Below are 22,367 nucleotides of genomic sequence, written 5' to 3'. Positions count from 1 at the left end.
AGCAAAAAGAATCTCAGAAATAAGGTTTGTAGTGAGGACTTTAGTCCGCAGAAAAAGAAGGACTAAAGTCCTCACTACAAACCTAGTTTATCGCCTTTGTTATAACTATCTTTTTATTAAGAAAACTAAACAAATCACCAAATATGCTATAATAGCTGTGCGATTTTTGAAATTATAATCAATGAAAATCAGAATAGCTGTATTGGGTGCCGGACGCTGGGGAGTTAACCTAATTCGCAACTTTCTCGAACATCCCAACAGCGAAGTTTTAGCGGTGGTAGACCCGAATTTTGATTCATTGGTGGCTGTCCAAAAACAGTTTAATCTCCATCCCTCGGTGATTATAGCTACCGATTGGTCACAAATAGAAGGATTTCCGGGACTAGATGCTGTGGCGATCGCCACTCCAGCATCCACACACTACACCCTCGCAACCGCAGCGCTGCAACAAGGCTACCACGTCTTAGTAGAAAAACCCCTCGCCCTCAACCTCAGTGAAGCCATAGAACTCTGCGAATTAGCCCAAAAACAGCAGCGCCAACTCTTCGTCGATCACACTTATCTGTTTCATCCCGCAGTCGATCGCGGCCAAACGATTATTCAGCAGCATCAACTCGGAAACTTGCGCTACGGTTACGCCCAGCGCACCCATTCTGAACCCGTGCGGCACGATGTTGATGCCCTTTGGGACTTGGCCGTTCACGATATCGCTATTTTCAATACTTGGCTGGAACAAACCCCAATTCAAGTCAGGGCGACTGGTACTGTATTTCCGAAGTCAGAAGTCAGAAGTCAGAAGTCAGAAGTCAGAAGTCAGGGGGAAGAAGCAATAAATCAAGCAGAAGGATTAGCAGATTTAGTTTGGGTAACGCTGACTTATCCCGACGGATTTCAAGCATTCATTCACCTGTGCTGGCTAAATCCCGACAAACAGCGGCGTTTAACAGTTGTTGGGAGTTTGGGAACTTTGATTTTTGATGAAATGTCGCCGGAAACTCCTCTGATTTTGCAGCGTAGTAGTTCAAATCGGGGGGGCGATGAGGATAATTTTGGCGAAAGTGCGTTAGCGAAGCCCGCCCCTACGGGGGCTGCGCCAACGAAGAGGATCGGGCCGCCACCCACAAGTCTCAGGTACCGGGAAGTGTTAAATTTAGAACCAGCAGAACCGCTGCGGCGAGTGTGCGATCGTTTCCTCAACTGCGTGCAAACAAATACCCCTTGTCCTAGCTCTTCCGGTGCGGCTTCCGTCGAATTAATCCGCATTCTCAGCGCTTTGAGCAAATCCCTCGAACTTGGCGGACAGCCCCTGATACCATTTTAGATTTTAGATTTTAGATTTTAGATTAATAAAATTATATTATGTCCGTTAAAACGATTCCCATAAAATTGGTTTGTAGTGAGGAATTTAGTCCTCATAAAAATCTGAGGACTAAATTCCTGACTACAAACATTTTTTATTTAAGGGTAATTCCTCAGAGAGGATATCATACCAAATCCGGGTTTGAAACCCCCTTTATTTCGACCGTCGGCGCAGGCCGACTTTGGTTGTATAGACGCGGTTTCAACCGCCTCCTTCATAAAGGGGCTAGGATACCCGGATTTAGTATCACTCATAACTTTTGAAAGTTTCCTTTTCCTTTGCCAAGTCCGGGCTGTGAAAATAAAAACTTGACTGCTGATTGACCGGCAAAGAAATCATCACCGCAGTACCTTGATCCACGCCCGCGCTGTGCAGGGTAATGCTTCCGATCATAGATTCCATAATCCTTCGGGAGATAGCCAAGCCCAAACCGTTACCCCCAAACTTGCGAGTTGTAGAACCATCCGCCATCACAAAAGGTTGAAACAATTTCTGCTGCTGCTCGGGATCTATACCAATTCCCGTATCTTTAATTGTCACCACCACCCAATCGCTTTGAGTGTTGTTGCCGATCCTCTCCGAGGGCTGCGCTAACGCATTTTCCGGCCCGCTTCCGTTAAAACTACCAGAATTAGTCCTCGCTTCTAACCGCACAGATATACTAATGCTGCCCGACTCTGTAAACTTAACGGCATTGCTCAACACGTTTAAAAATACCTGTTTTAGCTTCTCCGGATCTGCATGAACAATAATCGGATCGTGAGGAGGTGGCAAGTTTAATTTCAAACCTTTTTCCTCAATTTGAGCCGCTTGCAAATCAATCGCGTCTTCAAGTACCTGAGTAATATCAACTACTTCTAACATCAGGGAGAACGTCCCGGATTCTATCTTAGCAATGTCCAAAATATCATTAATAATATTGAGCAATTGCATTGACGAGTCGTGGGCGCGCTGCAAAAACTCCATCTCTTCATCTCGGTCATCGCAGTAGCCGTCACGCACAATTTGAATAAAACCAATAATTCCGTTGAGCGGCGTTCTCAATTCGTGAGAAATATTGCCCAAAAATTCATTTTTTAACTGATTGGCAACTTGTGCTTCCTTGGTTGCGATTTCCAATTCTCCAGCCCAGGATCTGAGGCGCTGCACCATGCTGTTGAGTGCTTCTGATAGTTGATTAAATTCTCTAATTTGGAAATTTTCCGGCACTGCTAGGGGCGCTTCTGCTGTATCCACTGTCTGCGCGTAGTCTCTCAGTTTTTCCAAAGGACGCGCCAAGTCGCGAGACAGATATAAAGTCGCGATGATACTAGCAGCAACCAAACCCACAATTAAATTAAATAAAACTTGCTGAATTTCTTCCAAACCCGACAGAGCATAATCTAAACGAGACACAGCTAAAATAATCCACTTGCTGTTCTCCTTTCTAGTTGAAGGACTGGGGATAGCAGCGTATCCTGCTAGCAACTCTACGCCATTTCTTTCAAAGGAAAATAGGTGGAGAAAAGCTTGTCCGCCAGCCATCGCCCTTCTGAGAATACTTTTTAGTCGATCGGCATCTGCCTCAGCATCGATATTGCGGCCCACGCGGTTGATATTCGGATGCGCCAAAATCGTCCCATCTTGGTCTATAGCCACCGTATAGCCAGCTAGAGAACCCTTGGGAGCACTGGTTTGCACCGGCAGGGCCGACTGCAAACTCAAAGCATAACTCAACTGCCGGGTATTGCCCCGACGAGTGTAAACTGGAGCGCTCAACACCAAGCTCACTTGGCTGTCGCGAGCTTCTTTACTCGCATCAGGAAAATCCTCAGCACCCGAAGCCACCTTCTTGCTGCTGGCTTTTCCCTGTCGCTGGAGAGGCCATGAGAGACTGATATACACGCTCTTTTCATCCAGCAGAGTTTGCTGCTGCTGCACTGGCGGCCAAAACTTGGGAGGTAGCGACTGAATCGGCTGCTGCCCGCAAGTGCTCGCTATCACTTGATTTGTCTGTACATTAGTCAATTGCAAGCAATCAACCTGGGCTGGCAACCGCTGACCTAATTGCGCGATAAACTTTTGATAATCCTTCGGCTCTACAGACTGCAACATTGAGTTTTCCGAAGCGCCGATCAGATTGGACTTCAGCGATTTCGACCACTGTTCAATAGTTTCTGCTTTTCTGACTGCACTTTCTGTCAAGTTTAGACGAGCAGTTTCCAGAAGCGTCGAGCGTGCCTTGCGATAGGTAACATACTCCCCCACCAGTAAAACAGGTACGCTGAGCAACAAAATCCGCGACAGTAAAATACGGCGAAAGGAGGATTGACCTAACTTAACCATAGGACATATCAAAATTAAGGTGCAACACCAACAGCGACCACAGTGCAATCAACAAGACGGACAGCGCGAATAGGTCTAGGGTGCTCTGCTGACCGGACAACACAGCTTCAGAACAACATTTAAACACAATTATAGAAGCCACTGTAGTAATCTCGATTCTAAGCGTGCAACACAAAACTTACCTAAATCCAGCTTTTCGCTTAAATTGACGTTTGCTTCCTGCTTGCAGCAAGGATGACGGCCAGAAGTGTTGTCCGCAGGCGTTAATTGGGCGCTTGCCTCAGATAGAATGCTCTGGCGGGCATTTTCCCAAATTATTGCTGCATTTAGATCGCTATTGAGGGAAACACCACATCGATCGCAGCTATATACAGGTTCCATCAGAGGCATTTGCTGAATATTGCCACAGCAAGAACAGGTTTTAGACGAAGGAGACCACCTGTCAACCAATTCTACCTCGGTTCCCCAAAATGCCACTTTGTAGGTCAAGATTCTGCTCCATTCATCAATACCTAAGCTCTCCCGGTCGATCGCTAATTTTTGATTAGCGATCGTGCCAGAGATATTGAGGTCTTCAATCCGAATCTGGTAGTATTTTCGGCTGATAATATCAGTTGTTATTTTTTTTTGCCCCAAAATTCGTCTGAGGTTAGCAATATCTGCGGGTTTTATTGGTAATTTTTGGTAGTATTTCCAGCCATTGTTAGATGCTCTAATTGTTTGAGTGCGGTTCCCTGATTTCTGGTTGCGGTTGTACCACCGATTCTTGATCGGCTTGATTTTTGATATTTTCAGGATTTGTGGTGCGATCGTGAATGAGCCATCTGACAACGTGGCAAAGCATTTGACACCCAAGTCAACACCAACAGTCTGAACTTGATGCACTCTTTGTAAAATTTTGTCAACAGGCAGAGTCCAGGAGACAAACCCTTTGTCTGCTGCCCTAGAGATAGTGAATGTTTTGCTATAACTCACAAATGCTATTGGTTGCTTGAGTCTGAATTTTTCCAAACCAGGGATTGTGCTTTGCTTCCTCTTGAGTCGGACTTGGCGATTAGTAAATGGCATCATTGCTTCACCCTTTGCAGGATATACTCCTGATTTGTTTTTGCTGGTGAAACTATCACCTTTCTTTTTAAATTTGAATCGAGTCAAGCCTGATTTACCTAGTCGCCACCCTTGGATAGCTTTACCTAAATTATTCATGACTGATGAATTGATAGCTGATGGATAGCCTTTTATCCAAGCATACTCAGGCTTGATTTTTACCTGATTGGTAAAGACTTTCCGAATATATGCTAATTGTTGAGATTCACTGGCTTTGATTACCTCAAATTGCCATGACTGGGTGAGTATGGATAATCGCAAGTTATACACAACCCTCGCCCAACTTGCACAGCCATCCAGCAGAGAGCGTTGTTTATTATTCAGTTTTAGCTCTCGTTTCAGACTGTACATTGTTTTACGCAATTTGCAGGTATATCTGCAAATATATCAACAGCTAATAGAAAATGTCAATGACCTTCAAAAAGCACAATAGATTAGGTTTTCTCTCACACAATGAAGAACCATTTGATAAAATTCCACTACAAGCCAAGGTAAAAGTAGGTGTGAGATCGACAATAAAGGCGAGAGGGGATTGGCACAACCGCCTGAGACAAAAACTCGATGAATGGCTGCAATAATGGGAGCGAGATACTGAGATTTGAGGGATTTAGGCAGAAATTTTGCACGTCTGGCGACCAGTCTTTACTTAAAGATGCTGAGCAATTTGTTGGGCAAATGGCTGTGATTTGAATCACACTTCCATTTTCTATTCTCGGCTCGATTTGCAGCCGATCGCCCGGGGGTAAAATCTTTTAGGCTGACAGACGGCAGTGGGTTGAAGGTAGAATCGGATGGATGCACGGTTGCGGGCGAAGGTAAGAGGCAAAAAGTTGTGTCTCGGGCTAGCGCGATCGCCCGCAAGAGTTCTGGATCGATCGCACTTTGGATCGCGAATGCCTTCGAGGGATACCCCATCAAATGGGCGATTCGAGATTTTGCACCCAGGGAAAGATTTTTTTTGACATTGGTTTTTGACATAGGATTGATGCGGTAACAATAATTCACCTATCAAACAATGAGACGATCGAGTCGCCGATCGACTCTCACAACCCTAATCTGACGAACATTAGCCCAAACAGTACATCCACGCCACGTCAATTTGCGGCCTCGGCAATAGTCTTATAGATCGATGAAAAAAAACTCCATCAATTATACGTATTATTACACAAACAACCGTCCCAGATATCATCACGCTTAGGAATGAAAATTTAATAACTTACACTTTGATGATTGTTGTGAGATGGGCGGGAGAGCCCGTCTATGATTGGACTGGCTCTCCCGCCCATCCCACAAATTTGCTTAAGTTATTTAATTTTTATTCCTTATTTGGTATCTCCCCTTCTAGAAATGCTGGCGACACTTCAGGATGCCAGCCCGACAAAACTCCGAGTTTTGGATCTCGGCTGCGGCAATGGCAGTCTCAGTCACGTGATAGCAGAGCACGGCTGCGAAGTTGTCGGCGTTGACACTTCTGCACCGGGAATTGCCATCTCCCGTCAGAGTTTCCCCGAGTGTCAGTTTATCCAAGCAGATATTTATGAACTCCCCGATACCGATATGCTCAACTCATTTGATGTTGTCTTAGCCCTAGAAGTAATCGAACACTTACTTTATCCGAAAGAACTGGCTAAAAATGCTAAATTATGTCTAAAACCTGGCGGTGTGCTAATTATTTATACACCCTATCACGGCTATTTAAAAAACTTGATATTAGCTGTTTTAGGCAAATTAGACAAACATTTTGCCGTGCTTTGGGACAACGGTCACATCAAAATTTTTTCATTAAATACCCTGACTCAATTATTGACAGCAGAAGGATACACCGACATTGATTTTAAATTTGCTGGTCGGTGTCCCTATCTTTGGAAATCAATGCTATGCTCTAGTAAATTCACAGAAAAATCTAAAAATTTATGATTTTTTATTGTGAGTTGTCAGCAAAATTTATTTTCTGACTTGACAATCAGCCCTCAGCAAAAGTAAAAAATAAGTTTCCGAGTAAAAAATAAAATGACTGTTGGCGTTTGGATATTAGGCGATCAACTTTGGCAGAACCAAGCGGCTCTCAACCGCACAGATAGTAAATCTGCCCTACCCGTAATTTTAATTGAATCTTGGGAGCACGTTCAACAGCGTCCCTACCACCGACAAAAATTAGTATTAATTTGGTCGGCAATGCGACACTTTGCTGAAGAATTGCGCGGCGCAGGCCGCCAAGTCACTTACACAACATCAGCCGACTTTGAAACACCTCTAAAAGCTTGGATTGAAGCTCAGAAAATAACCGAATTGCGGGTGATGGTGCCGAACGATCGCCCTTTTTTGCAGCTCGTTAAAAACTTGCAACTTCCCTGCAAAATAACCCTAATTCCCAACAATCAATTCCTCTGGACAGAAACAGAATTCAAAGATTGGGCATCAAGCCGCAAGCGTTTGTTAATGGAGGACTTTTATCGAGCCAGCCGCAAGCGTTTTCAAGTTTTAATGGATGGCAATCAACCTGTCGGAGGCAAGTGGAATTTTGATAAAGAAAATCGCCAGCCACCAAAAGGCAAACTGAATACACCGAAAGCTCTCTGGTTTGAGCCGGATGCCATAACCCAAGAAGTTATCGAACAAGTTAAATCTTTATCTTTCCCAACTTACGGAGATGTTGAACCTTTTCGATGGGGGGTGACGCGAGAGCAAGCATTGCAAGTATTAGATAATTTCATCGAACAGCGTCTGCCAACTTTTGGCCCTTATCAAGATGCGATGGTAACGGGTGAGGAAACAATGTGGCATTCCCTGATTTCTCCGTATCTGAATCTGGGTTTGCTGCATCCTTTAGAAGTTATTCAAGCTGCCGAAACAGCCTACCTCGATAATGACTTAGATTTAAATGGTGTTGAAGGTTTTATTCGCCAAGTTCTCGGCTGGCGAGAATACATTCGTGGCGTGTATTTTTATGTGGATGCTGATTATTTTCAGAAGAATTGGTTTAACCACACTCAGCCGCTGCCGGAGTTTTTTTGGGACGCTAGCAAAACTGATTTGAACTGTTTGCACCAAGTTTTAACTCAAGTCGAAGACAGTGGTTACGCACACCACATCCAGCGGTTGATGATTTTGAGCAATTTTGGTCTAATTGCGGGAATCTCGCCGACTGAGCTAGAAAACTGGTTCCACAGTGCGTTTATTGATGCTTACGACTGGGTAATGCAGACTAATGTGCTGGGTATGGGTTTGTTTGCCGACGGGGGTGTGTTGGCGTCGAAACCCTATGCTGCGTCTGCGAATTACATCAATAAGATGAGCGATTATTGTGGGGGGTGCAAGTTCGATCGCCAAGTGCGATCGGGCGACAATGCGTGTCCGTTCAATTTTTTCTACTGGGACTTCCTGGCGCGCCACCGAGATAAGCTTCAGTCGATCGGTCGCATGAGCTTTATCTTAGCCAATCTCGACAAAATGCCCCCCCAAGAATTGGCAACCATCCGCCAAAAAGCCACAGACTGGCACTTAGGAAGTCATTAGTCAGCAGTCATTGGTCATTAGTCAGCAGTCATTAGTCATTAGTTATTGGTGATTTGCTAGCAATGTGTCCAATGCCCAATGCCCAATGCCCCATGCCCCATGCCCCATGCCCCATTCCCAATGTCCTTTGCAATTCTTATTTTTTCCCTGACTTTTCCTTAAACATTCCACAGCGTTTCCACAGGCAAGTCTGAGGTTTTCCACAGATTTTAAAAAGTTTTCCACAGAAATTAACGGCACGGTCGGATCTTGCTGCGGAATTGGGGATTTCGTTAACCTCTTGCCAAATCTGTCATAAAACCTCACACGTGTAAATTTATGTAACAAAAAAGCCTCAAAAGGCTTATGATTGCGTAAATATTTTTTTTACATAAAGGACTTTGTAATATTTTGCAACATTGACAAACCCACCTATTGATACGCACAATGATGCGACCGACCTAAAAAAAGCGCTCTGATTTCGGCTGTGCCTGTACCTGCTATCCGGCCGAAAAGGGGGTTCTATGTTCAATTTATTAGCGAGACTAAAAAAATGATGAACCCAACAGTCAGTATTTTTGCCGAAATTCCCGAAACGCTGCACGATTCTCTAAAAATTTACCTGGAAACTCATCCCGAATGGGATCTCGATCGAGTATTTTCGGCATCCCTGTCGCTGTTTTTGTTGCAGAATGCCGATAGCGGTACGCCGGAAGCTTCCCGCAGCTACCGCCAAGCTGCCAGAGTTTATCTCGAAACTCTGTTTCAATCGCCTCAAGACTTGCACAGCAATGTAACTCCGTCCTCTTGAAGGAGAGGGGGAGAGGGGGAGAGGGGGAGAGGGGGAGATGGGGAGATGGGGAGATTACCAATTCCCGATTCCCAATTCCCAATTACCGATTACCAATTCCCGATTCCCGATTCCCAATTCCCGATTCCCAATTACCGATTCCCGATTCCCAATTCCCGATTCCCAATTCCCGATTCCCAATTCCCAATTCCCAATTCCCAATTCCCGATTCCCGATTCCCGATTCCCGATTCCCGATTCGGTAATTGGGAATCGGTTTTGCGTTATGCCCAGCAAAGAGCCCAAGTCGCGCAAACCCATGTAACATAAAGATTGCGATATTTTTATATATGTAAGATGGAAGTTTTAGATACCTTGATTGTGGGTGCGGGGATTAGCGGTTTGAGTTTGGCACACGCACTTCAAAAGGAAGCCAGGATCGCATCGCCACGGGCGATTTTGGTCGCTGAGAGTCAGGGACGTGTGGGCGGGAATATTACGACTGCGACAGGGGAGGGGTTTCTCTGGGAGGAGGGCCCGAATAGTTTTTCGCCGACGCCGGAGTTGCTGAAGTTGGCTGTGGATGTGGGTTTGAAGCAGGAGTTGATTTTTGCCGATCGCAAGTTGCCGCGTTATGTTTATTGGGATAAGAAGCTGCAACCGGTGCCGATGACTCCTGGGGCGATGATTCAGTCTGGGTTGCTGAGTTTTCCGGGGAAACTGCGGGCGCTGTTCGGGGCTTTGGGGTTTGTGGCGCCTGCAATGGGTTCTCAACTTTCGCAGCAGGGTGATGAGGAAACTGTTTCTCAATTTTTCCGCCGTCATCTGGGGAAGGAAGTGATGCAGCGCTTGGTGGAACCTTTTGTGTCTGGGGTGTATGCGGGGGATCCCCAACAACTTAGCGCGGCGGCGGCTTTTGGCCGGGTAACAAAGATGGCTGATGCGGGGGGCTCTCTGGTGGCGGGGGCGCTGCTTTCTGCTAGGAAAAAAAAACCCCAACCCCCCCTTGGTAAAGGGGGGCTAAATGCTCTTGCAGACCCGAATATTCCGAAGACTAAGCGGGGGGAGTTGGGTTCGTTTAAAGGGGGGTTGAAGGCTCTGCCAGAGGCGATCGCTGCTTCTTTGGGCGATCGAGTGAAACTCAACTGGCATTTGACTAGGCTCGATCGCACTGAACGGGAAACTTACATTGCTGTATTTTCAACACCCGACGGACAGCAGGAAATTGAGGCGCGCACGGTGGTTTTGACGACCCCGGCTTACGTGACAGCGGAGTTGTTGCAGCCTCTGCAACCGTCCGTTAGCAGCGCTTTACAAGCTTTTACTTATCCTACGGTTGCATCGGTTGTATTAGCATATCCGATGTCGGATGTCAAGGGCAAATTAGTGGGATTTGGAAATTTAATTCCGAGAGGGCAGGGAATTCGCACTCTGGGGACGATTTGGACATCGAGTTTATTTCCCGATCGCGCGCCTGCGGGCTGGCAAACTCTCACCAGTTATATTGGCGGAGCAACTGATTCGGGAATTGGCAATCTTGACGCCGAACAAATTGTTGGGGAGGTGCACCGAGATTTGTCTAGGATTTTGCTGAAGCCGGAGGCGGCGCAGCCGAAAGTTTTGACTGTGAAACTTTGGAAGCGGGCGATTCCTCAGTACAATTTGGGTTATTTCGATCGCCTGCAACAGATCGATCGGGGTTTAAAATCTTTGCCCGGGCTGTATTTGTGCAGCAACTACTTAGGCGGGGTGGCTTTGGGAGATTGCGTGCGCAGGGGCTTTGAGCGAGCGCAAGAAGTGGGCGAGTATTTGAACGATAGTTTTGAGTTTTGAGTAGTTATGTAGGGTGCGCAGTGCGCACCTTACTGAGTCGTTATGTAGTTATGTAGGGTGCGCAGTGCGCACCTTACATAGGATTTAGGGAGGGCTGGTTTACAGATATCGAGTACATGAGGATCAAAAATATTTTTGAAACCTCTTGGCCCAGCCGAATGCCAAATGCTACTAGGTTTTTGGCTCAAACTTGTAACCCACTCCCCGGACGGTTTGAATCATTGAGATTTGATTCGTATCTGGTTCAATTTTGCGGCGAATTTGACCGATATGGACATCCACCACGCGATCGGCTCCCACATACTCGTAGTCCCAGACTTCTTGCAGCAATTCCGATCGCCGCCACACGCGACCCGGTTTGCTTGCCAAACAGTACAGCAGGTCGAATTCTAAAGCCGTCAAAGCAACTATGTGACTGTCGAGAATTACCTCGCGCCGGACAGGATCTATTAGTAGCTGTCCAAAGGTAAGACTTTGTTGTTGAGTGGGAGTAACAAGGCGTTTGCGCTTCAAAATTGCTGCAACGCGAGCTCCAATTTCTACAAGACTAAAAGGTTTAGTAATGTAATCGTCAGCACCTTCGGCAAACCCTTTCATTTTGTCAGCTTCATCGGTTCGGCTGGTCAGCATCAACACAAACACGCCCGTCCGTTTTTGCATCTCTTGACAGAGTTTGTAGCCAGTAGTATCGGGTAAATTTACATCTAGAACTACTAAGTCAGGATTGAGTTGATCGAATAATTCCAGACCAGTCTGACCGTCTGCTGCCGACTCAACTTGATAACCTTGCTGGCTCAAAAAACGGTGAATTAAATTTCGGATTGCCGGGTCGTCATCAACCACAAGGATTTTTACAGGGGCCATGACCACAACTTTGTTTGAAGAATTAGGCAAGAATATTCAGCCATAATAATAGAAAACTGGATACAAATCTTGAAAAAATTGAGCTTTTAATAGTTATAGCCATATTTATAGCCATATTTATAACCTACGCAAGATTTCGGGCAATAAATCTCCGGGAACTTTGGATAAGGCTAAATTTTGGCCTTGCAGCCCGCATTCACTATAGAAAGCTCTAATCGTTTTAACAATATAGCTCAATGCTGTTTGCCGGGAATCGGCAACTTGGGAGTTTGGCGGGGCTTGCAGGTTAAGTTTATCTCCATATGTTAACCCTTTGTCGTTGAGATGTTGTCCCCATTCGGCACATACTTGCAACTGGTGGTGCAGTGCTGCTTCTAGATGGCTGGTTTGGGCGGCTTTGTTGGCGGCAAAATCTCGGTCTGTGGCTATTTGATAGTGGGCTAGTCCGAGATTGTTGCGGGCGGCAAGAGTGTCAAAGGTGAGTTGGGATCGATCGAGCTTTCCAGCGATATCCAGCGCGGCTTCGTAGGCGGTAATCGCCTGCTGCAATGATTCCGTGCGGGTTTGTTTCTGCTGGAACTGGTTCGCCAAATGCCAATAAGCGGTACCGAGATTGTTGTAGGTGGCGGCGGCGGCGGCGGGTACCAATTCTCGGGTGCGGTATTTCAAGGCTTCGCGGTAGGCATCAATCGCTCTAACTAACAAGAGTTCTGAGGGTTCGTGCTGGGCGAGGTTCCAGCAAGCGGTACCGAGGTTGTTTTGGACTCCGGCATAGTTGAGCGGTTCTCGATCGGGACTGTAACAGCAGAGGGCTTGGGTGTAAGCGGCGATCGCGCTTTTGAGATAGACGATCGGCTGACCATCTTGAGCTAAATTCCAGTATGCTGTCGCCAAATTATTCTGAGCAGCAGCGTACTGCTGGGGCTCCGCCGCCGGGTCTAGATCCAGCAGTGCTTGTTGGTAAGCAGCCACTGCTTGCTGCAAGTTCTCTGTCTTGTCTTGATAGCGCGCTAAATCTGCCGAAGCGATGCCCAAATTTTTGTTTAATCTCACGCGGGTTTCTGGTGCGCTGTCGGCATCTGTGCGGTTCAAACCTTCAAGGTAGAGGGCGATGCTGCGTTCGAGACAGGATACCGGATCGGCTGCGTTATGCTGCGTGCGATCGCGCGACAGCATCCAGTAGAAAGTACCGAGATCGTTGATCAGATCGGAAATTGGCGGTAGGCTGTGGGACTCCTCGGCGTACTGAGTTAAATTTTGTGTCAATTGGGAAATTAGCCGCGCGCATTCCTCGGTTAGCGGTCGATTTTCCTGGGAGTTGTCGTCGAGTTCGAGGTATGCAATCACTTGCTCGATCGCGCGAATGGCAATTGTCAGGTTTTGCACGGAAGCATCTCCGCTCAAAATGCGATCGCGGTAGTAATTTCCCAAACTGTGATAAGCCAAAGCCAAAGATTCCGAACAGCACTCATGTTCTTGCAGCAATGCAATGTATTGCAGGGTTTGCAGCGGCAGAAAATTGTCTTCCGATGCGGAATTATCTTCTGCTTCCAACTCCTGGGAAGCCGCTGCTAGCACCAAATCTGCCAGTTCGACGGATTTAGAATCTGTTGTGGCGGGTTCAGAATCGGGAATTGGGGAATCGGGAATGGGGGATGGGGAATCGGGAATGGGGGATGGGGAATCGGGAATGGGGGATGGGGAATCGGGAATGGGGGATGGGGAATCGGGAATTGATGATTCTTCAGAAGACTTTAAATATTTTAAAAGTTTGTCGCCATAGTCTCCGCTGTCTCCGTTGTCCCGCAAGTTTCCGAAGTCGGACGAGTGTCCAAAGTCTTCCGAGTGCCCGAAGTCGCCCTTTGCTGGAGTTGGCTCGCCTTCAAACTCAAATACTCCGGTGCGCCACTGCCAAAATTCCGGGGCCGATTGCTCGATCGAACTCAGCCAAGGGCGCGACACCCACAGCAACAGAGTAGACTCGCACATTTGCAGGTTTGCTTCGATGTCTCTCAAATGACTCAGGAACGACCACTGTACGGCCGGTGAGTGCCTGGTCAGGTGTTCGGCCCCGAGAATTTGAAATCCCGGCAAACGGCTGTAGCTGCCCCCGTTTCGTGGCGGTGGGTGTTGGGTCAGCCACGCGGCGATCGAGTCCCAAGGATTGGGATCGCTCACGTCGAGTTCCAAACTGACAAATCGGGGATAGTCGATCGGGTAGGGACGAGAAATCGAGTCAGCGCCCTCGGCGGCTAATTCTGCCTGCAAGCGGGATGCCAGACAGTCCCGCAAACACAAGTCGTCGCAGGCGGCAATAAAAATTTGACGGCGTAAGTTGAGGTCGATCGCCTGTTTCAAGCGTTGGTAGATCTGCTTGTTCGAGCTAGAAACTTTTTGGGAAGGAATAGACATCACGGTCTGGCGATTTTAGATTTTAGATTTTAGATTTTAGATTTTGGATTGTAGATTGTAGATTGTAGATTGTAGAGTTGAGAGTTGAAATCGCTCCTAACTCGCAACGCTGGCGAGTTCGGCAGTCGATCGCACCGATGATGACCTGCATGATTGTAGATTTTCAATTAGCAATTTTTAATTTGTGACGATTCCGTCTGATTAATTGCAACGATCGCCCCTGAACCTGAACGCCGATCGGAAAAAACCCTATTTCTGCTTGCCTTGTTTAGTCTTCCTGCTCGCTCGGCACGCTTCAGGACTGTTGCAACTACCTGCTTTTTATTGAAACACAAAAACCATGTTGACCTTGGAAGGGAAACATGGTTTGTGGAATTATTATGTGAACTACCCACCAGCAATCGGAGTACCGATAGGCTGGGGGCTTCCAACTTCACGGGGGATTGCGCCCGACAAAACCGAAGGCTTGCCACCACGACTTACATCCCCTCTATTGGCAGAAGCACTGGTTCCCAATGCCCAAATCCGCAAGGCTTCATCCCTGATGTTTTTTGCTGCATTGATGTCTCTATCGTTGCAGCTACCACATTTAGGGCAATTCCAATGGCGAACATCTAAAGGCATGGACGATACTTTATGGAGACAATTATTGCAAGTTTTAGAACTAGGAAAGAATCTGTCGATCTCGATATAGAGTTTCCCGACTTTCTCAGCTTTATACTTGAGCATTGTCCCAAACATCCCCCATCCAGCATCGCTAATTGCTTTTGCTAGGCAGTGATTTCGTATCAGGCCCTTTACCTTGAGATTTTCTACTGCAATAACTTGGTTTTTGTTGACTATCTTGCGGGATAGCTTGTGCAGGAAATCTTCGCGCACTCTTTTAACTTTAGAGTGAACTTTAGCCACTAATTTTCTAGCTTTATTTCTCCGATTACTACCTTTTTGTTTGCGGCTGAGTTTCTGCTGTTTCCGCTTCAGATTGCGGCTATGCTTCTTAAGATGTCTGGGATTGGCATATTTACTACCATCGCTGGTCACACAAAAATCTCTCAGCCCAACATCCAAGCCAATAGCTTTACCATCCGCACTCGCTTCAGGTGTTTCTTGCCCATCATCAACTAAGACAGAAGCATAGTATTTGCCATCGGTATTTTTGGAGATGGTAACTGTTTTGATAGTACCTTCGATTTTCCTATAAATTCGACAATGGAGTTCACCAATTATGGGAAGTTTGATTATATTATCACCGAGCTTGACATTCTGAGGATAACTAATCGATTGCCTACCATGCTTTGATTTGAAACTAGGATAGCCCGCCCGTTTGTCAAAGAAGTTTTTGTAGGCAGTTGACAGGTTTAGAGCCACCACTTGTAGGCACTGAGAATAGGCTGACTTTAGCCAAGGATATTCCTTTTTAAGATGAGGAAGTAAACCTTGAATAGCACCTCTTGTCAAGCCCTTTCCAGTAGTTTTATAGGTTTCTTGGCACAGATTCAAGCTATAATTCCAGAACCATCTACAGCAACCAAAAGCACCAGCCAAATATATCTGCTGTTCGGTCGTTGGATAGATTCGGAGTTTATAAGCTTGGTACATTACCAGGAACTTAGGTTAGTGATAAATCTCATAACACGATGATTGGACAATGGCAAGGAATTTGATCGTTTTCTCATGCCCCGCCTCATGCCGTCTAGGTACGAAGAGTCAGATTATTTGGCGGGGCAATCTTCAACTCGCTGGCCTTTCATCCCCCACTAAGCGGGTACGCTATAGTGGGGGAATTCCCATCTGTCTTGTTAAAATTGTGATTTGAAGCAGCCTTGAGTGTCAGCTCAGCTTTTAGACTGAAGCAGCCACAAACACCAAACCGGCCACCAACATGGCTGCTGCAATACCCATGATGATATAGTTCCGCTGCTGGATCTTGTTGGGAGGTACGGCGTCGTACATTTTCGGCTCTTTGGCAAAGTTGTTCAAGCGTCCGTCTTCTTCGGTAGTATAAGGCATGGGCAGTAATCCTCTATATTTTTGATTGCCATCACTGTATCAAAAAATGCCATCAAAGCGCCGCCCTTCAAATTCAGGAATTTATTTGGAGTTGACAGTGCCTGTTTGGGGGGAAGAGGCGATCGCGTAATCTTTAACCGGCATTCTTCCTGCTAAGTACGCTAAACGGCCGGCTTCTGCGGCCATTCCCATTGCTTTTGCCATTGCCGGAGAATTTTGAGCATTGGCGATCGCCGAATTAATCAACAGTGCATCGGCGCCCATTTCCATTGCTTGGGCCGCTTCGCTGGGAGTTCCGATTCCAGCATCCACCACCACAGGAATATTCACCGTGTCAATAATGATTTGAATGTTGGCAGCATTGTTGATCCCTTGCCCGGAACCGATGGGCGAACCTAAAGGCATGACAGTCACACAACCGACTTCTTCTAGGCGTTTTGCCAGCAGCGGATCGGCATTGATGTAAGGCAAAACGGCAAAACCTTCTTTGACTAATTGTTCTGCAGCTTCCAAAGTGCCGATCGGATCTGGCAGTAAATACTTAGCATCAGGAATCACTTCTAACTTGACAAAATTATTATCTTCCTGCCCTAAAAGCTTCGCCATTTCCCGGCCCAAACGAGCTACTCTAATGGCTTCATCCGCAGTTTGACAGCCAGCAGTATTGGGCAGCATCCAAATTTTAGTCCAATCAAGAGCCTCCGCCAATCCTTCATGACCGGGAGCATTTGTTTGCACTCGACGCACAGCCACAGTCACAATTTCGCACCTGCTAGCATTGACACTTTGCTGCATTTCGGCAATGCTGCGATATTTTCCCGTCCCCGTCATCAAGCGAGAATGAAAAGTTTTGCCAGCAATCACCAAAGGTTTATCAAAAGATGGCATTGCTGTATCTACTGGATAGCCAAAAATGCTGTATTCAAGTGCCTCTTCCCACTGTTGTCTGCCGCCCAGCATTGCTTCTAGCTGCCAACCTTCTTTATTTGTCAGTTCATCGCGGGTAACTGCATAAATAATTTGCCCAACTGTGATCAATTTGGCATCTCGCGGCATATTATTTTTTAAGCCAACTTGTATAACTTCTTCAAACTCATTAAAAACGTCTTCCATTTTCCCATTCCTCCCTAGCAATATTTTGAACTTCTTCGCTGTTGAATACTAATATAATTGCTTGAATCAGTTGAGCTTCGTCCCAATAAAAAGCTTTTCTGATGCCGTCGTTTATCTTCCAAAACTCGTAAGTCTTTCGATTGATATGAATAATTACGACTGTTGCACCTTGACGTTTTGCCCGGCTGATTCCTTCTTGAACTCGATACCTGATATTTCTAGTAGATTCTGTTAGCTCCTTAAATTCACAAATCCGACCGTCTATCTCAGCATCTGGCGTTCTCGTACCTTCTGCTGCTTGCTCGCTCAACATTCTAACTCTCATCCCTATTTTAGCCAAAACTTCAGCAACAAAGATTTCCGAATTATTAAGATTGTGTTGTTGGTGGATGAGTACAAATCCGCCAGCTATCCGATCAAAATAATATCGCTGATATTCCGGTTCTGCATTTTCGTAGATGGCTCTGCTAGCCTCGATATATTCTGAATTCACCGCTATGATACTCTCAATGGACTCCGGCTCAAGTTAAATGTATGAAAGCAACTGTCGAGCAACTGGCCCAAATTGGGATATTTGCCAGCTTAAACCAAGCTGAATTAGAGCAATTGCAAGAACATACAGCAATTCGGACTTACCGACAGGGAGAAGTTGTGATGTATGAGGGCGATCGCATCCCCGAAAAATTATACACGCTTTTGAGCGGTTCGCTGCGGGTAGCAAAAACAGCGGCGGCGGGCAAAGAAACAATTCTCCGCACCTTATTTCAGGGAGATATGTTTGCCGCACCTGCTTTACTCGGTAACGGAGTTGCGCCGGCAACGGTGACGGCAGAAACTGACGTGCAAGTTCTTACCACAGAACGGGAATTTTTGCTAGCAGCAATTCGGCAAAATCCTGAGATTGCTTTGCGAATATTGGCGGTTTTTAACCAGCGGTTGCAGCAACTGCACGAGACTGTACACGGTTTGGTGTCGGAAAGGGCGATCGTCCGGCTGGCCCGATTCATTCATTACTTTTGTGTGGAACAAAACACCAAGATTGTGGAGAATCGTGTATGTTTAGAAAAACGTTTTCCTTACTATCAAATTGCTCGGAGTATTGGCATTACCTATGAGGAATGCGTGCGGTTGTTTAAAAAAATCAAGCCGATTGTATCCTACAGTCGAGGCGGAAAAATTATTGTGTTGGATTGGGATAAATTGGAGAATCTCGCATCGAGAGATGAAATAAATTAAAGGTTTAATCGTTCGGACTTTAGTTATATTATCGTAGGGTGCGTCAGCCTCCTAGATTCTTGCAGTTATCCGCAAGATTTCAAGAGGATGACGCACCCTACAATATCTGCAAAAGGGTGTGGGACCGGCTCTCCCGCCCATCCCACAATAACTATGAAAATTACAATTTATTGAATTCTCATTTCTAAACACCCGTCATGGTTTTACTGGAACTTGCTGCTATTAATTCTGCCGCCGAATTTGCTCGAATGGCGCGGAACATTCCAAAGCGACAAAGCCCCGCACCAAAGGCTAACCGCATTAGTAAAAGAGTCGGTACTTCTCGCAGAGACTTGATGAAACCCGATACACCAAAACGCACTAATCCGGCCGGTCTAGCTATACCTTGCCAGATAGAATCTATCCAGGAAGGAAGGGTTTCTTTCGTCCAATCTGCGGTGGTTACAGCGCCCTCCACAAACCCCGTTGCTTCTAAAAGTTCTGAAAAGCCCTCAATGCTTGAAAAAGCCGGATGCGACCATTGATCGAGGAGTTGCTGCATTACCGGTTTTTCCCAGAAATTGAGCGGGATTGTGCGATCGTCCCTTTGATTCCAGTCGGCCACAACCAGCACGCCACCGGGCTTTACGACTCTCATTAACTCCTTGGCAAAAACGGCTTTGTCGGGCATATGGGGCCCAGCTTCGATCGACCAAACCACATCAAAACTCGCATCGGGAAACGACAGCGCCATAGCATCATCCACCCGAAACTGCAAATCGAGCTCTGGGGAAGTTAATTCTTGAGCGCGTTTAACTTGCTGCGGGCTGATGGTAATTCCAGTGACAGCAAACTTATAATCCTGCGCGAGAATGCGACTGCTACCGCCAATTCCACAGCCAACATCTAAGACGGTAGTACCAGCAGGTAATCGATCCAAGCCGCCCCAGCGCACCATTTCATGCACAAAATCGGATTTAGCCGCGAGGAAGTCTTTCCGTTGTGGCGGCGCACCGTAATGCCCTAAGTGGATGTGTTCGCCCCAGTAAAACTCCAAAATCCCGTCTTCCGTCCATTCGTCGTAGGAATTCGCCACGGAGTCGGATGATTGATAGGGGCGAGCCGTGATTAAATAGACCAGAAGGGCGATCGCCAGCAGTACAAACAAAACTCCAAGTACAACAACAAATAAATTCATTTTTTACCTTTTCTCCAGAGCAGAATATAGGCTGAAATTGCCAAAAAAAATGGGGCGATTGAACAATTATAAGATAATACTGCGGTTTCAACCGCCTCCACCCAACTATCTCCACCTCCACATACTGAATAAAACAACACAATTTCAAGAACTGGTTCTTCAACCCGCGCACCATCCGGGTTTCCTATGGGTAGACGCGGTTTAAACCGCCGATTCTTCTACATTAACGAATTTTCTTTGTGCTTGTTGTCTAAATAAGGCGATCGATTGCAAGCTATCAGAATCAGCATCCCAAAGAATCAACTTGAAACAATCAGGGATTTCCCTAATTGTCAGAATTTTTGAATTACCAAGCAGATGCAGATTAGCATTGTGACACGCCCGAAGATTGTAATTAGGGATGCGTTCAGAAAGATGATGAATATTGTGGTAAGCAATATCAGCCGAAAACCAATTGAGAATTCTTGGTAATTTGAGATAACTGCTGCCTTCGATCGCCCCAAGCAGATAGTCCCAGCCCTCTGTTTTGTGAGCGTAGGAACCCTCAAAGTTGTGCTGCACAAAGAAAATACAGATAAAGATCGCCGCCGAACAAGTCATCACAATTGAGTAAACAGTCCAGAAAAACCCAAACCCAAGTAAGTTACCCAAATAAAGCCAGCTACCAACAACACAAATATTGTTGAACAGTAAATCCCAAAACTCAGCCGTCGTATACCAATGTTTGGATTTATAAGAAGCAATTATTCTAGATAAACCCATGCCCAAATCTTGATTCAGACACTCAAAAGTATGTCTGACAAAACCAGCACTTCCCAACATTAGCGCGAGTCTGGGTTTGATAATCAGGTAGAAAAAACCCCCAGGAAACAGCATCAGCGGGTGTCTGAGCAACTGATAGATTTTTTGATTAAATGGACTTAGCGCCGCAAATTTTTCGGTCGAAATTAACGCCGAAGGCCCTCGGTACATATCCCAATTACCATTGTTTTTGTGATGGTAAGCGTGTCCCCTAGACCAGGGGTACTGAGGAATCGCATTGATGATACCCAGCAGAAAGCCTACGGTACGATTGACTTTTTTGGAACTAAAGAGAGAATAGTGTCCGCCATCGTGCATCAATGAAAAACAACGTCCTGAAAAGAGTGTCATTAACACCAATATCGGCGGCATAAGCCATACAGAAATAGCCGCAGCTTTAAATGCTAAAAACCATAAAAATATGTAGGGTATGACTGTATTGAGTAGTTGGTAAGTAGCTTTGGAATTGTTGCTCTTCATGTAAGGAGATAGCACAAAATCCGACTTTTTAATCGCGCTTTTCATTCAGTATGTCTGTAGTGTGGATAAGTGCTTAGCTGAGAATATAGTTTAGATTGCAGTTGATTGACGGCACATCAAATCATACCATACCATACTCCTATACGGCTGGTCGATCGGTGAGGGCGCAAGCAAAATTTTATCGATCGGCGTTCAGCACCAAATCCGATCCAGACTATTGTATACTTGGCAAATAGTATTTTGTAGCAAAAAGTTGTGCCACCATCTGCGCGCGGGAATCAAATTGTTTATGGGTGAGGGGGTATGGGCTCTATTCGTAGGGGAACACAAAGAACGATCGTTCTTTGTGTTCGGAGCTGTGACTTGCTACAATCTAATCACACACGCGACTCCAAGCAATTATGACCGAACTCTTAGATGAGACACTTTCTATTGAAATCGCAACTCGCCTCAAAAGCAACTCTAAAAACTGCTTTGATAATGCTTGTAAAGCAGCATTAGCAACCGAGGGCGCAATCTACGTCCAAGGATTTTTAGCTGCACCGGGAGCGCCCTATAAACCCATTGAGTATAGCTGGATTGAATTAGGCGATCGAATTGTTGACCCAACTTTTCCCCATCTCGGTCAAAGTGCAGGTGACATTCATTACTTCCCCGCCCAGCGCTTGAACGTGAAGAAACTTAAAGCAATTTTAGATGAGTCAAAAGAAGATTATCCAGAAGACGATCCGCTGCCGGTTTATGGGAAGCAACCTTATGAATATTACGGCGATTTGATGTTAGGCGGGAGCGATTACCAAAATGCTTACGATTTGGCTTTAGCTAAATGCAAGGAATTGAACCAACCTAAAAAAAAGAATGCAAACTGATACCAATTTTTAAAACTCTTGCAACATTATTGCTAGGGTGCATCGCCCTCAAAAAGCCCGAACAAAGAGCGACAATCTCATAGCGACGCAGCAAGCGACAATTGAATGCAGGAAATTGTCGATCGCCACGCACCTTACTTTATCAAGGAGATCCTGATGTAAACGACACTAAAAACTCGCAAGGCAAAGACTTTAGACATCCCTTTCCTTGCCAAAATCAACTATGAAGCCTCCTTGCCACCGCTGAATCACCTAAGGATTCAGGTCTAAAAACTTGCGGTTCCAACGCTTGTCTAGCAAGGGTTTTAGGGTAAAATAAGGGTTTTTGTATTTCGAGATCGATTGTCAATAAACGACGAAGAATGACATTTTTTGGTGGTTTATGGAGAATAGAGATTGATTTACGATCGAGATCCAAATCTAAAGTCTTTGCCCAGCAAGGAGTTATGTTACCTGAATCCTTACAATCACTGTTTGTGCGAGGATATTTTGGAGG

At 45.9% G+C, this 22,367-nt stretch carries 20 protein-coding genes; 8 read left to right on the top strand and 12 right to left on the bottom strand.

Annotation, left to right across the window (positions count from 1 at the left end; translation table 11 throughout):
- The first annotated feature begins 181 nt into the window (after positions 1 to 181).
- On the top strand, positions 182 to 1,321 hold the full coding sequence (locus JGK39_RS00720; RefSeq protein WP_293250246.1) for a Gfo/Idh/MocA family oxidoreductase: 1,140 nt from the start codon (positions 182 to 184) through the stop codon (positions 1,319 to 1,321).
- Between the two features lie 285 nt (positions 1,322 to 1,606).
- Here JGK39_RS00720 and JGK39_RS00715 read toward each other — a convergent pair whose 3' ends face one another.
- From JGK39_RS00715 to JGK39_RS00705, 3 genes are all read right to left on the bottom strand, one after another.
- Complete coding sequence (locus JGK39_RS00715; protein WP_293250243.1) at positions 1,607 to 3,685, bottom strand: ATP-binding protein; 2,079 nt, start codon at positions 3,683 to 3,685, stop codon at positions 1,607 to 1,609.
- 129 nt (positions 3,686 to 3,814) lie between these two features.
- Positions 3,815 to 5,143: a transposase gene (locus tag JGK39_RS00710; protein ID WP_293250240.1), complete on the bottom strand. Its 1,329-nt coding sequence runs from the start codon at positions 5,141 to 5,143 to the stop codon at positions 3,815 to 3,817.
- A gap of 291 nt (positions 5,144 to 5,434) precedes the next feature.
- A complete protein-coding gene (locus JGK39_RS00705; RefSeq protein ID WP_293250237.1) occupies positions 5,435 to 5,770 on the bottom strand; it encodes a hypothetical protein in 336 nt (111 codons plus the stop codon).
- Positions 5,771 to 6,052: 282 nt separating this feature from the next.
- On the opposite strand from JGK39_RS00705, the gene JGK39_RS00700 reads away from it, so the two are divergent.
- From JGK39_RS00700 to hemG, 5 genes are all read left to right on the top strand, one after another.
- A complete protein-coding gene (locus tag JGK39_RS00700; protein WP_293295431.1) occupies positions 6,053 to 6,709 on the top strand; it encodes a class I SAM-dependent methyltransferase in 657 nt (218 codons plus the stop codon).
- 93 nt (positions 6,710 to 6,802) lie between these two features.
- Positions 6,803 to 8,308, top strand: a complete 1,506-nt coding sequence (locus tag JGK39_RS00695; protein ID WP_293250231.1) for a cryptochrome/photolyase family protein — start codon at positions 6,803 to 6,805, stop codon at positions 8,306 to 8,308.
- A 535-nt stretch (positions 8,309 to 8,843) separates the two neighbouring features.
- The gene (locus tag JGK39_RS00690; protein WP_293250255.1) at positions 8,844 to 9,098 is read left to right on the top strand and encodes a DUF2811 domain-containing protein; all 255 of its coding nucleotides are present in this window, start codon (positions 8,844 to 8,846) and stop codon (positions 9,096 to 9,098) included.
- Between the two features lie 45 nt (positions 9,099 to 9,143).
- The gene (locus JGK39_RS00685; RefSeq protein WP_293250228.1) at positions 9,144 to 9,401 is read left to right on the top strand and encodes a hypothetical protein; all 258 of its coding nucleotides are present in this window, start codon (positions 9,144 to 9,146) and stop codon (positions 9,399 to 9,401) included.
- Between the two features lie 32 nt (positions 9,402 to 9,433).
- On the top strand, positions 9,434 to 10,909 hold the full coding sequence (hemG, locus tag JGK39_RS00680; protein WP_293250209.1) for a protoporphyrinogen oxidase: 1,476 nt from the start codon (positions 9,434 to 9,436) through the stop codon (positions 10,907 to 10,909).
- A 171-nt stretch (positions 10,910 to 11,080) separates the two neighbouring features.
- Here hemG and JGK39_RS00675 read toward each other — a convergent pair whose 3' ends face one another.
- The 7 genes from JGK39_RS00675 to JGK39_RS00645 all read right to left on the bottom strand — a co-directional run bounded on the left by JGK39_RS00675 (position 11,081) and on the right by JGK39_RS00645 (position 17,801).
- On the bottom strand, positions 11,081 to 11,773 hold the full coding sequence (locus tag JGK39_RS00675; RefSeq protein WP_293250192.1) for a response regulator transcription factor: 693 nt from the start codon (positions 11,771 to 11,773) through the stop codon (positions 11,081 to 11,083).
- Between the two features lie 117 nt (positions 11,774 to 11,890).
- Complete coding sequence (locus JGK39_RS00670; protein ID WP_293321930.1) at positions 11,891 to 14,185, bottom strand: tetratricopeptide repeat protein; 2,295 nt, start codon at positions 14,183 to 14,185, stop codon at positions 11,891 to 11,893.
- A 22-nt stretch (positions 14,186 to 14,207) separates the two neighbouring features.
- Positions 14,208 to 14,336: a hypothetical protein gene (locus tag JGK39_RS00665; RefSeq protein ID WP_293250160.1), complete on the bottom strand. Its 129-nt coding sequence runs from the start codon at positions 14,334 to 14,336 to the stop codon at positions 14,208 to 14,210.
- Positions 14,337 to 14,572: 236 nt separating this feature from the next.
- A complete protein-coding gene (locus JGK39_RS00660; protein WP_293250145.1) occupies positions 14,573 to 15,784 on the bottom strand; it encodes an RNA-guided endonuclease TnpB family protein in 1,212 nt (403 codons plus the stop codon).
- Between the two features lie 243 nt (positions 15,785 to 16,027).
- Positions 16,028 to 16,195 (bottom strand): ssl1498 family light-harvesting-like protein, encoded by a 168-nt coding sequence (locus JGK39_RS00655; protein ID WP_293250130.1) that lies wholly within the window; start codon positions 16,193 to 16,195, stop codon positions 16,028 to 16,030.
- Between the two features lie 81 nt (positions 16,196 to 16,276).
- A complete protein-coding gene (locus tag JGK39_RS00650; RefSeq protein ID WP_293250252.1) occupies positions 16,277 to 17,083 on the bottom strand; it encodes a thiazole synthase in 807 nt (268 codons plus the stop codon).
- A gap of 208 nt (positions 17,084 to 17,291) precedes the next feature.
- Positions 17,292 to 17,801, bottom strand: a complete 510-nt coding sequence (locus JGK39_RS00645; RefSeq protein ID WP_293250113.1) for a hypothetical protein — start codon at positions 17,799 to 17,801, stop codon at positions 17,292 to 17,294.
- A 41-nt stretch (positions 17,802 to 17,842) separates the two neighbouring features.
- Between JGK39_RS00645 and JGK39_RS00640 the strand changes: the two genes are divergently transcribed.
- On the top strand, positions 17,843 to 18,544 hold the full coding sequence (locus JGK39_RS00640; RefSeq protein WP_293250096.1) for a Crp/Fnr family transcriptional regulator: 702 nt from the start codon (positions 17,843 to 17,845) through the stop codon (positions 18,542 to 18,544).
- 184 nt (positions 18,545 to 18,728) lie between these two features.
- On the opposite strand, the gene JGK39_RS00635 is transcribed toward JGK39_RS00640, so the two are convergent.
- Positions 18,729 to 19,721 (bottom strand): methyltransferase domain-containing protein, encoded by a 993-nt coding sequence (locus tag JGK39_RS00635; RefSeq protein ID WP_293250080.1) that lies wholly within the window; start codon positions 19,719 to 19,721, stop codon positions 18,729 to 18,731.
- A gap of 201 nt (positions 19,722 to 19,922) precedes the next feature.
- Positions 19,923 to 21,047 (bottom strand): fatty acid desaturase, encoded by a 1,125-nt coding sequence (locus JGK39_RS00630; protein ID WP_293295427.1) that lies wholly within the window; start codon positions 21,045 to 21,047, stop codon positions 19,923 to 19,925.
- Positions 21,048 to 21,403: 356 nt separating this feature from the next.
- Between JGK39_RS00630 and JGK39_RS00625 the strand changes: the two genes are divergently transcribed.
- Positions 21,404 to 21,871, top strand: coding sequence for a hypothetical protein (locus tag JGK39_RS00625; RefSeq protein ID WP_293250055.1), 468 nt, complete (start codon positions 21,404 to 21,406; stop codon positions 21,869 to 21,871).
- Positions 21,872 to 22,367: the final 496 nt, after the last annotated feature.

The sequence above is a fragment of the Microcoleus sp. PH2017_12_PCY_D_A genome (assembly GCF_020738565.1).
Lineage (GTDB): Bacteria > Cyanobacteriota > Cyanobacteriia > Cyanobacteriales > Microcoleaceae > Microcoleus.
The sequence above is the reverse complement of the archived record's forward strand: the minus strand, read 5'-3'. Positions and strand labels throughout refer to the sequence as shown.

Excerpts from the sequence above, each read along its gene's own strand:
- JGK39_RS00655 (WP_293250130.1), bottom strand. The coding sequence starts at position 16,195 with ATGCCTTATACTACCGAAGAAGACGGACGCTTGAACAACTTTGCCAAA.
- hemG (WP_293250209.1), top strand. The coding sequence starts at position 9,434 with ATGGAAGTTTTAGATACCTTGATTGTGGGTGCGGGGATTAGCGGTTTG.
- JGK39_RS00635 (WP_293250080.1), bottom strand. The coding sequence starts at position 19,721 with ATGAATTTATTTGTTGTTGTACTTGGAGTTTTGTTTGTACTGCTGGCG.
- JGK39_RS00625 (WP_293250055.1), top strand. The coding sequence starts at position 21,404 with ATGACCGAACTCTTAGATGAGACACTTTCTATTGAAATCGCAACTCGC.
- JGK39_RS00665 (WP_293250160.1), bottom strand. The coding sequence starts at position 14,336 with ATGCAGGTCATCATCGGTGCGATCGACTGCCGAACTCGCCAGCGTTGC.
- JGK39_RS00640 (WP_293250096.1), top strand. The coding sequence starts at position 17,843 with ATGAAAGCAACTGTCGAGCAACTGGCCCAAATTGGGATATTTGCCAGC.
- JGK39_RS00670 (WP_293321930.1), bottom strand. The coding sequence starts at position 14,185 with ATGTCTATTCCTTCCCAAAAAGTTTCTAGCTCGAACAAGCAGATCTAC.
- JGK39_RS00630 (WP_293295427.1), bottom strand. The coding sequence starts at position 21,047 with ATGAAAAGCGCGATTAAAAAGTCGGATTTTGTGCTATCTCCTTACATG.
- JGK39_RS00705 (WP_293250237.1), bottom strand. The coding sequence starts at position 5,770 with ATGTCAAAAACCAATGTCAAAAAAAATCTTTCCCTGGGTGCAAAATCT.
- JGK39_RS00715 (WP_293250243.1), bottom strand. The coding sequence starts at position 3,685 with ATGGTTAAGTTAGGTCAATCCTCCTTTCGCCGTATTTTACTGTCGCGG.
- JGK39_RS00660 (WP_293250145.1), bottom strand. The coding sequence starts at position 15,784 with ATGTACCAAGCTTATAAACTCCGAATCTATCCAACGACCGAACAGCAG.
- JGK39_RS00685 (WP_293250228.1), top strand. The coding sequence starts at position 9,144 with ATGGGGAGATTACCAATTCCCGATTCCCAATTCCCAATTACCGATTAC.
- JGK39_RS00720 (WP_293250246.1), top strand. The coding sequence starts at position 182 with ATGAAAATCAGAATAGCTGTATTGGGTGCCGGACGCTGGGGAGTTAAC.
- JGK39_RS00650 (WP_293250252.1), bottom strand. The coding sequence starts at position 17,083 with ATGCCATCTTTTGATAAACCTTTGGTGATTGCTGGCAAAACTTTTCAT.
- JGK39_RS00695 (WP_293250231.1), top strand. The coding sequence starts at position 6,803 with ATGACTGTTGGCGTTTGGATATTAGGCGATCAACTTTGGCAGAACCAA.
- JGK39_RS00700 (WP_293295431.1), top strand. The coding sequence starts at position 6,053 with ATGATTGGACTGGCTCTCCCGCCCATCCCACAAATTTGCTTAAGTTAT.
- JGK39_RS00675 (WP_293250192.1), bottom strand. The coding sequence starts at position 11,773 with ATGGCCCCTGTAAAAATCCTTGTGGTTGATGACGACCCGGCAATCCGA.
- JGK39_RS00710 (WP_293250240.1), bottom strand. The coding sequence starts at position 5,143 with ATGTACAGTCTGAAACGAGAGCTAAAACTGAATAATAAACAACGCTCT.
- JGK39_RS00690 (WP_293250255.1), top strand. The coding sequence starts at position 8,844 with ATGAACCCAACAGTCAGTATTTTTGCCGAAATTCCCGAAACGCTGCAC.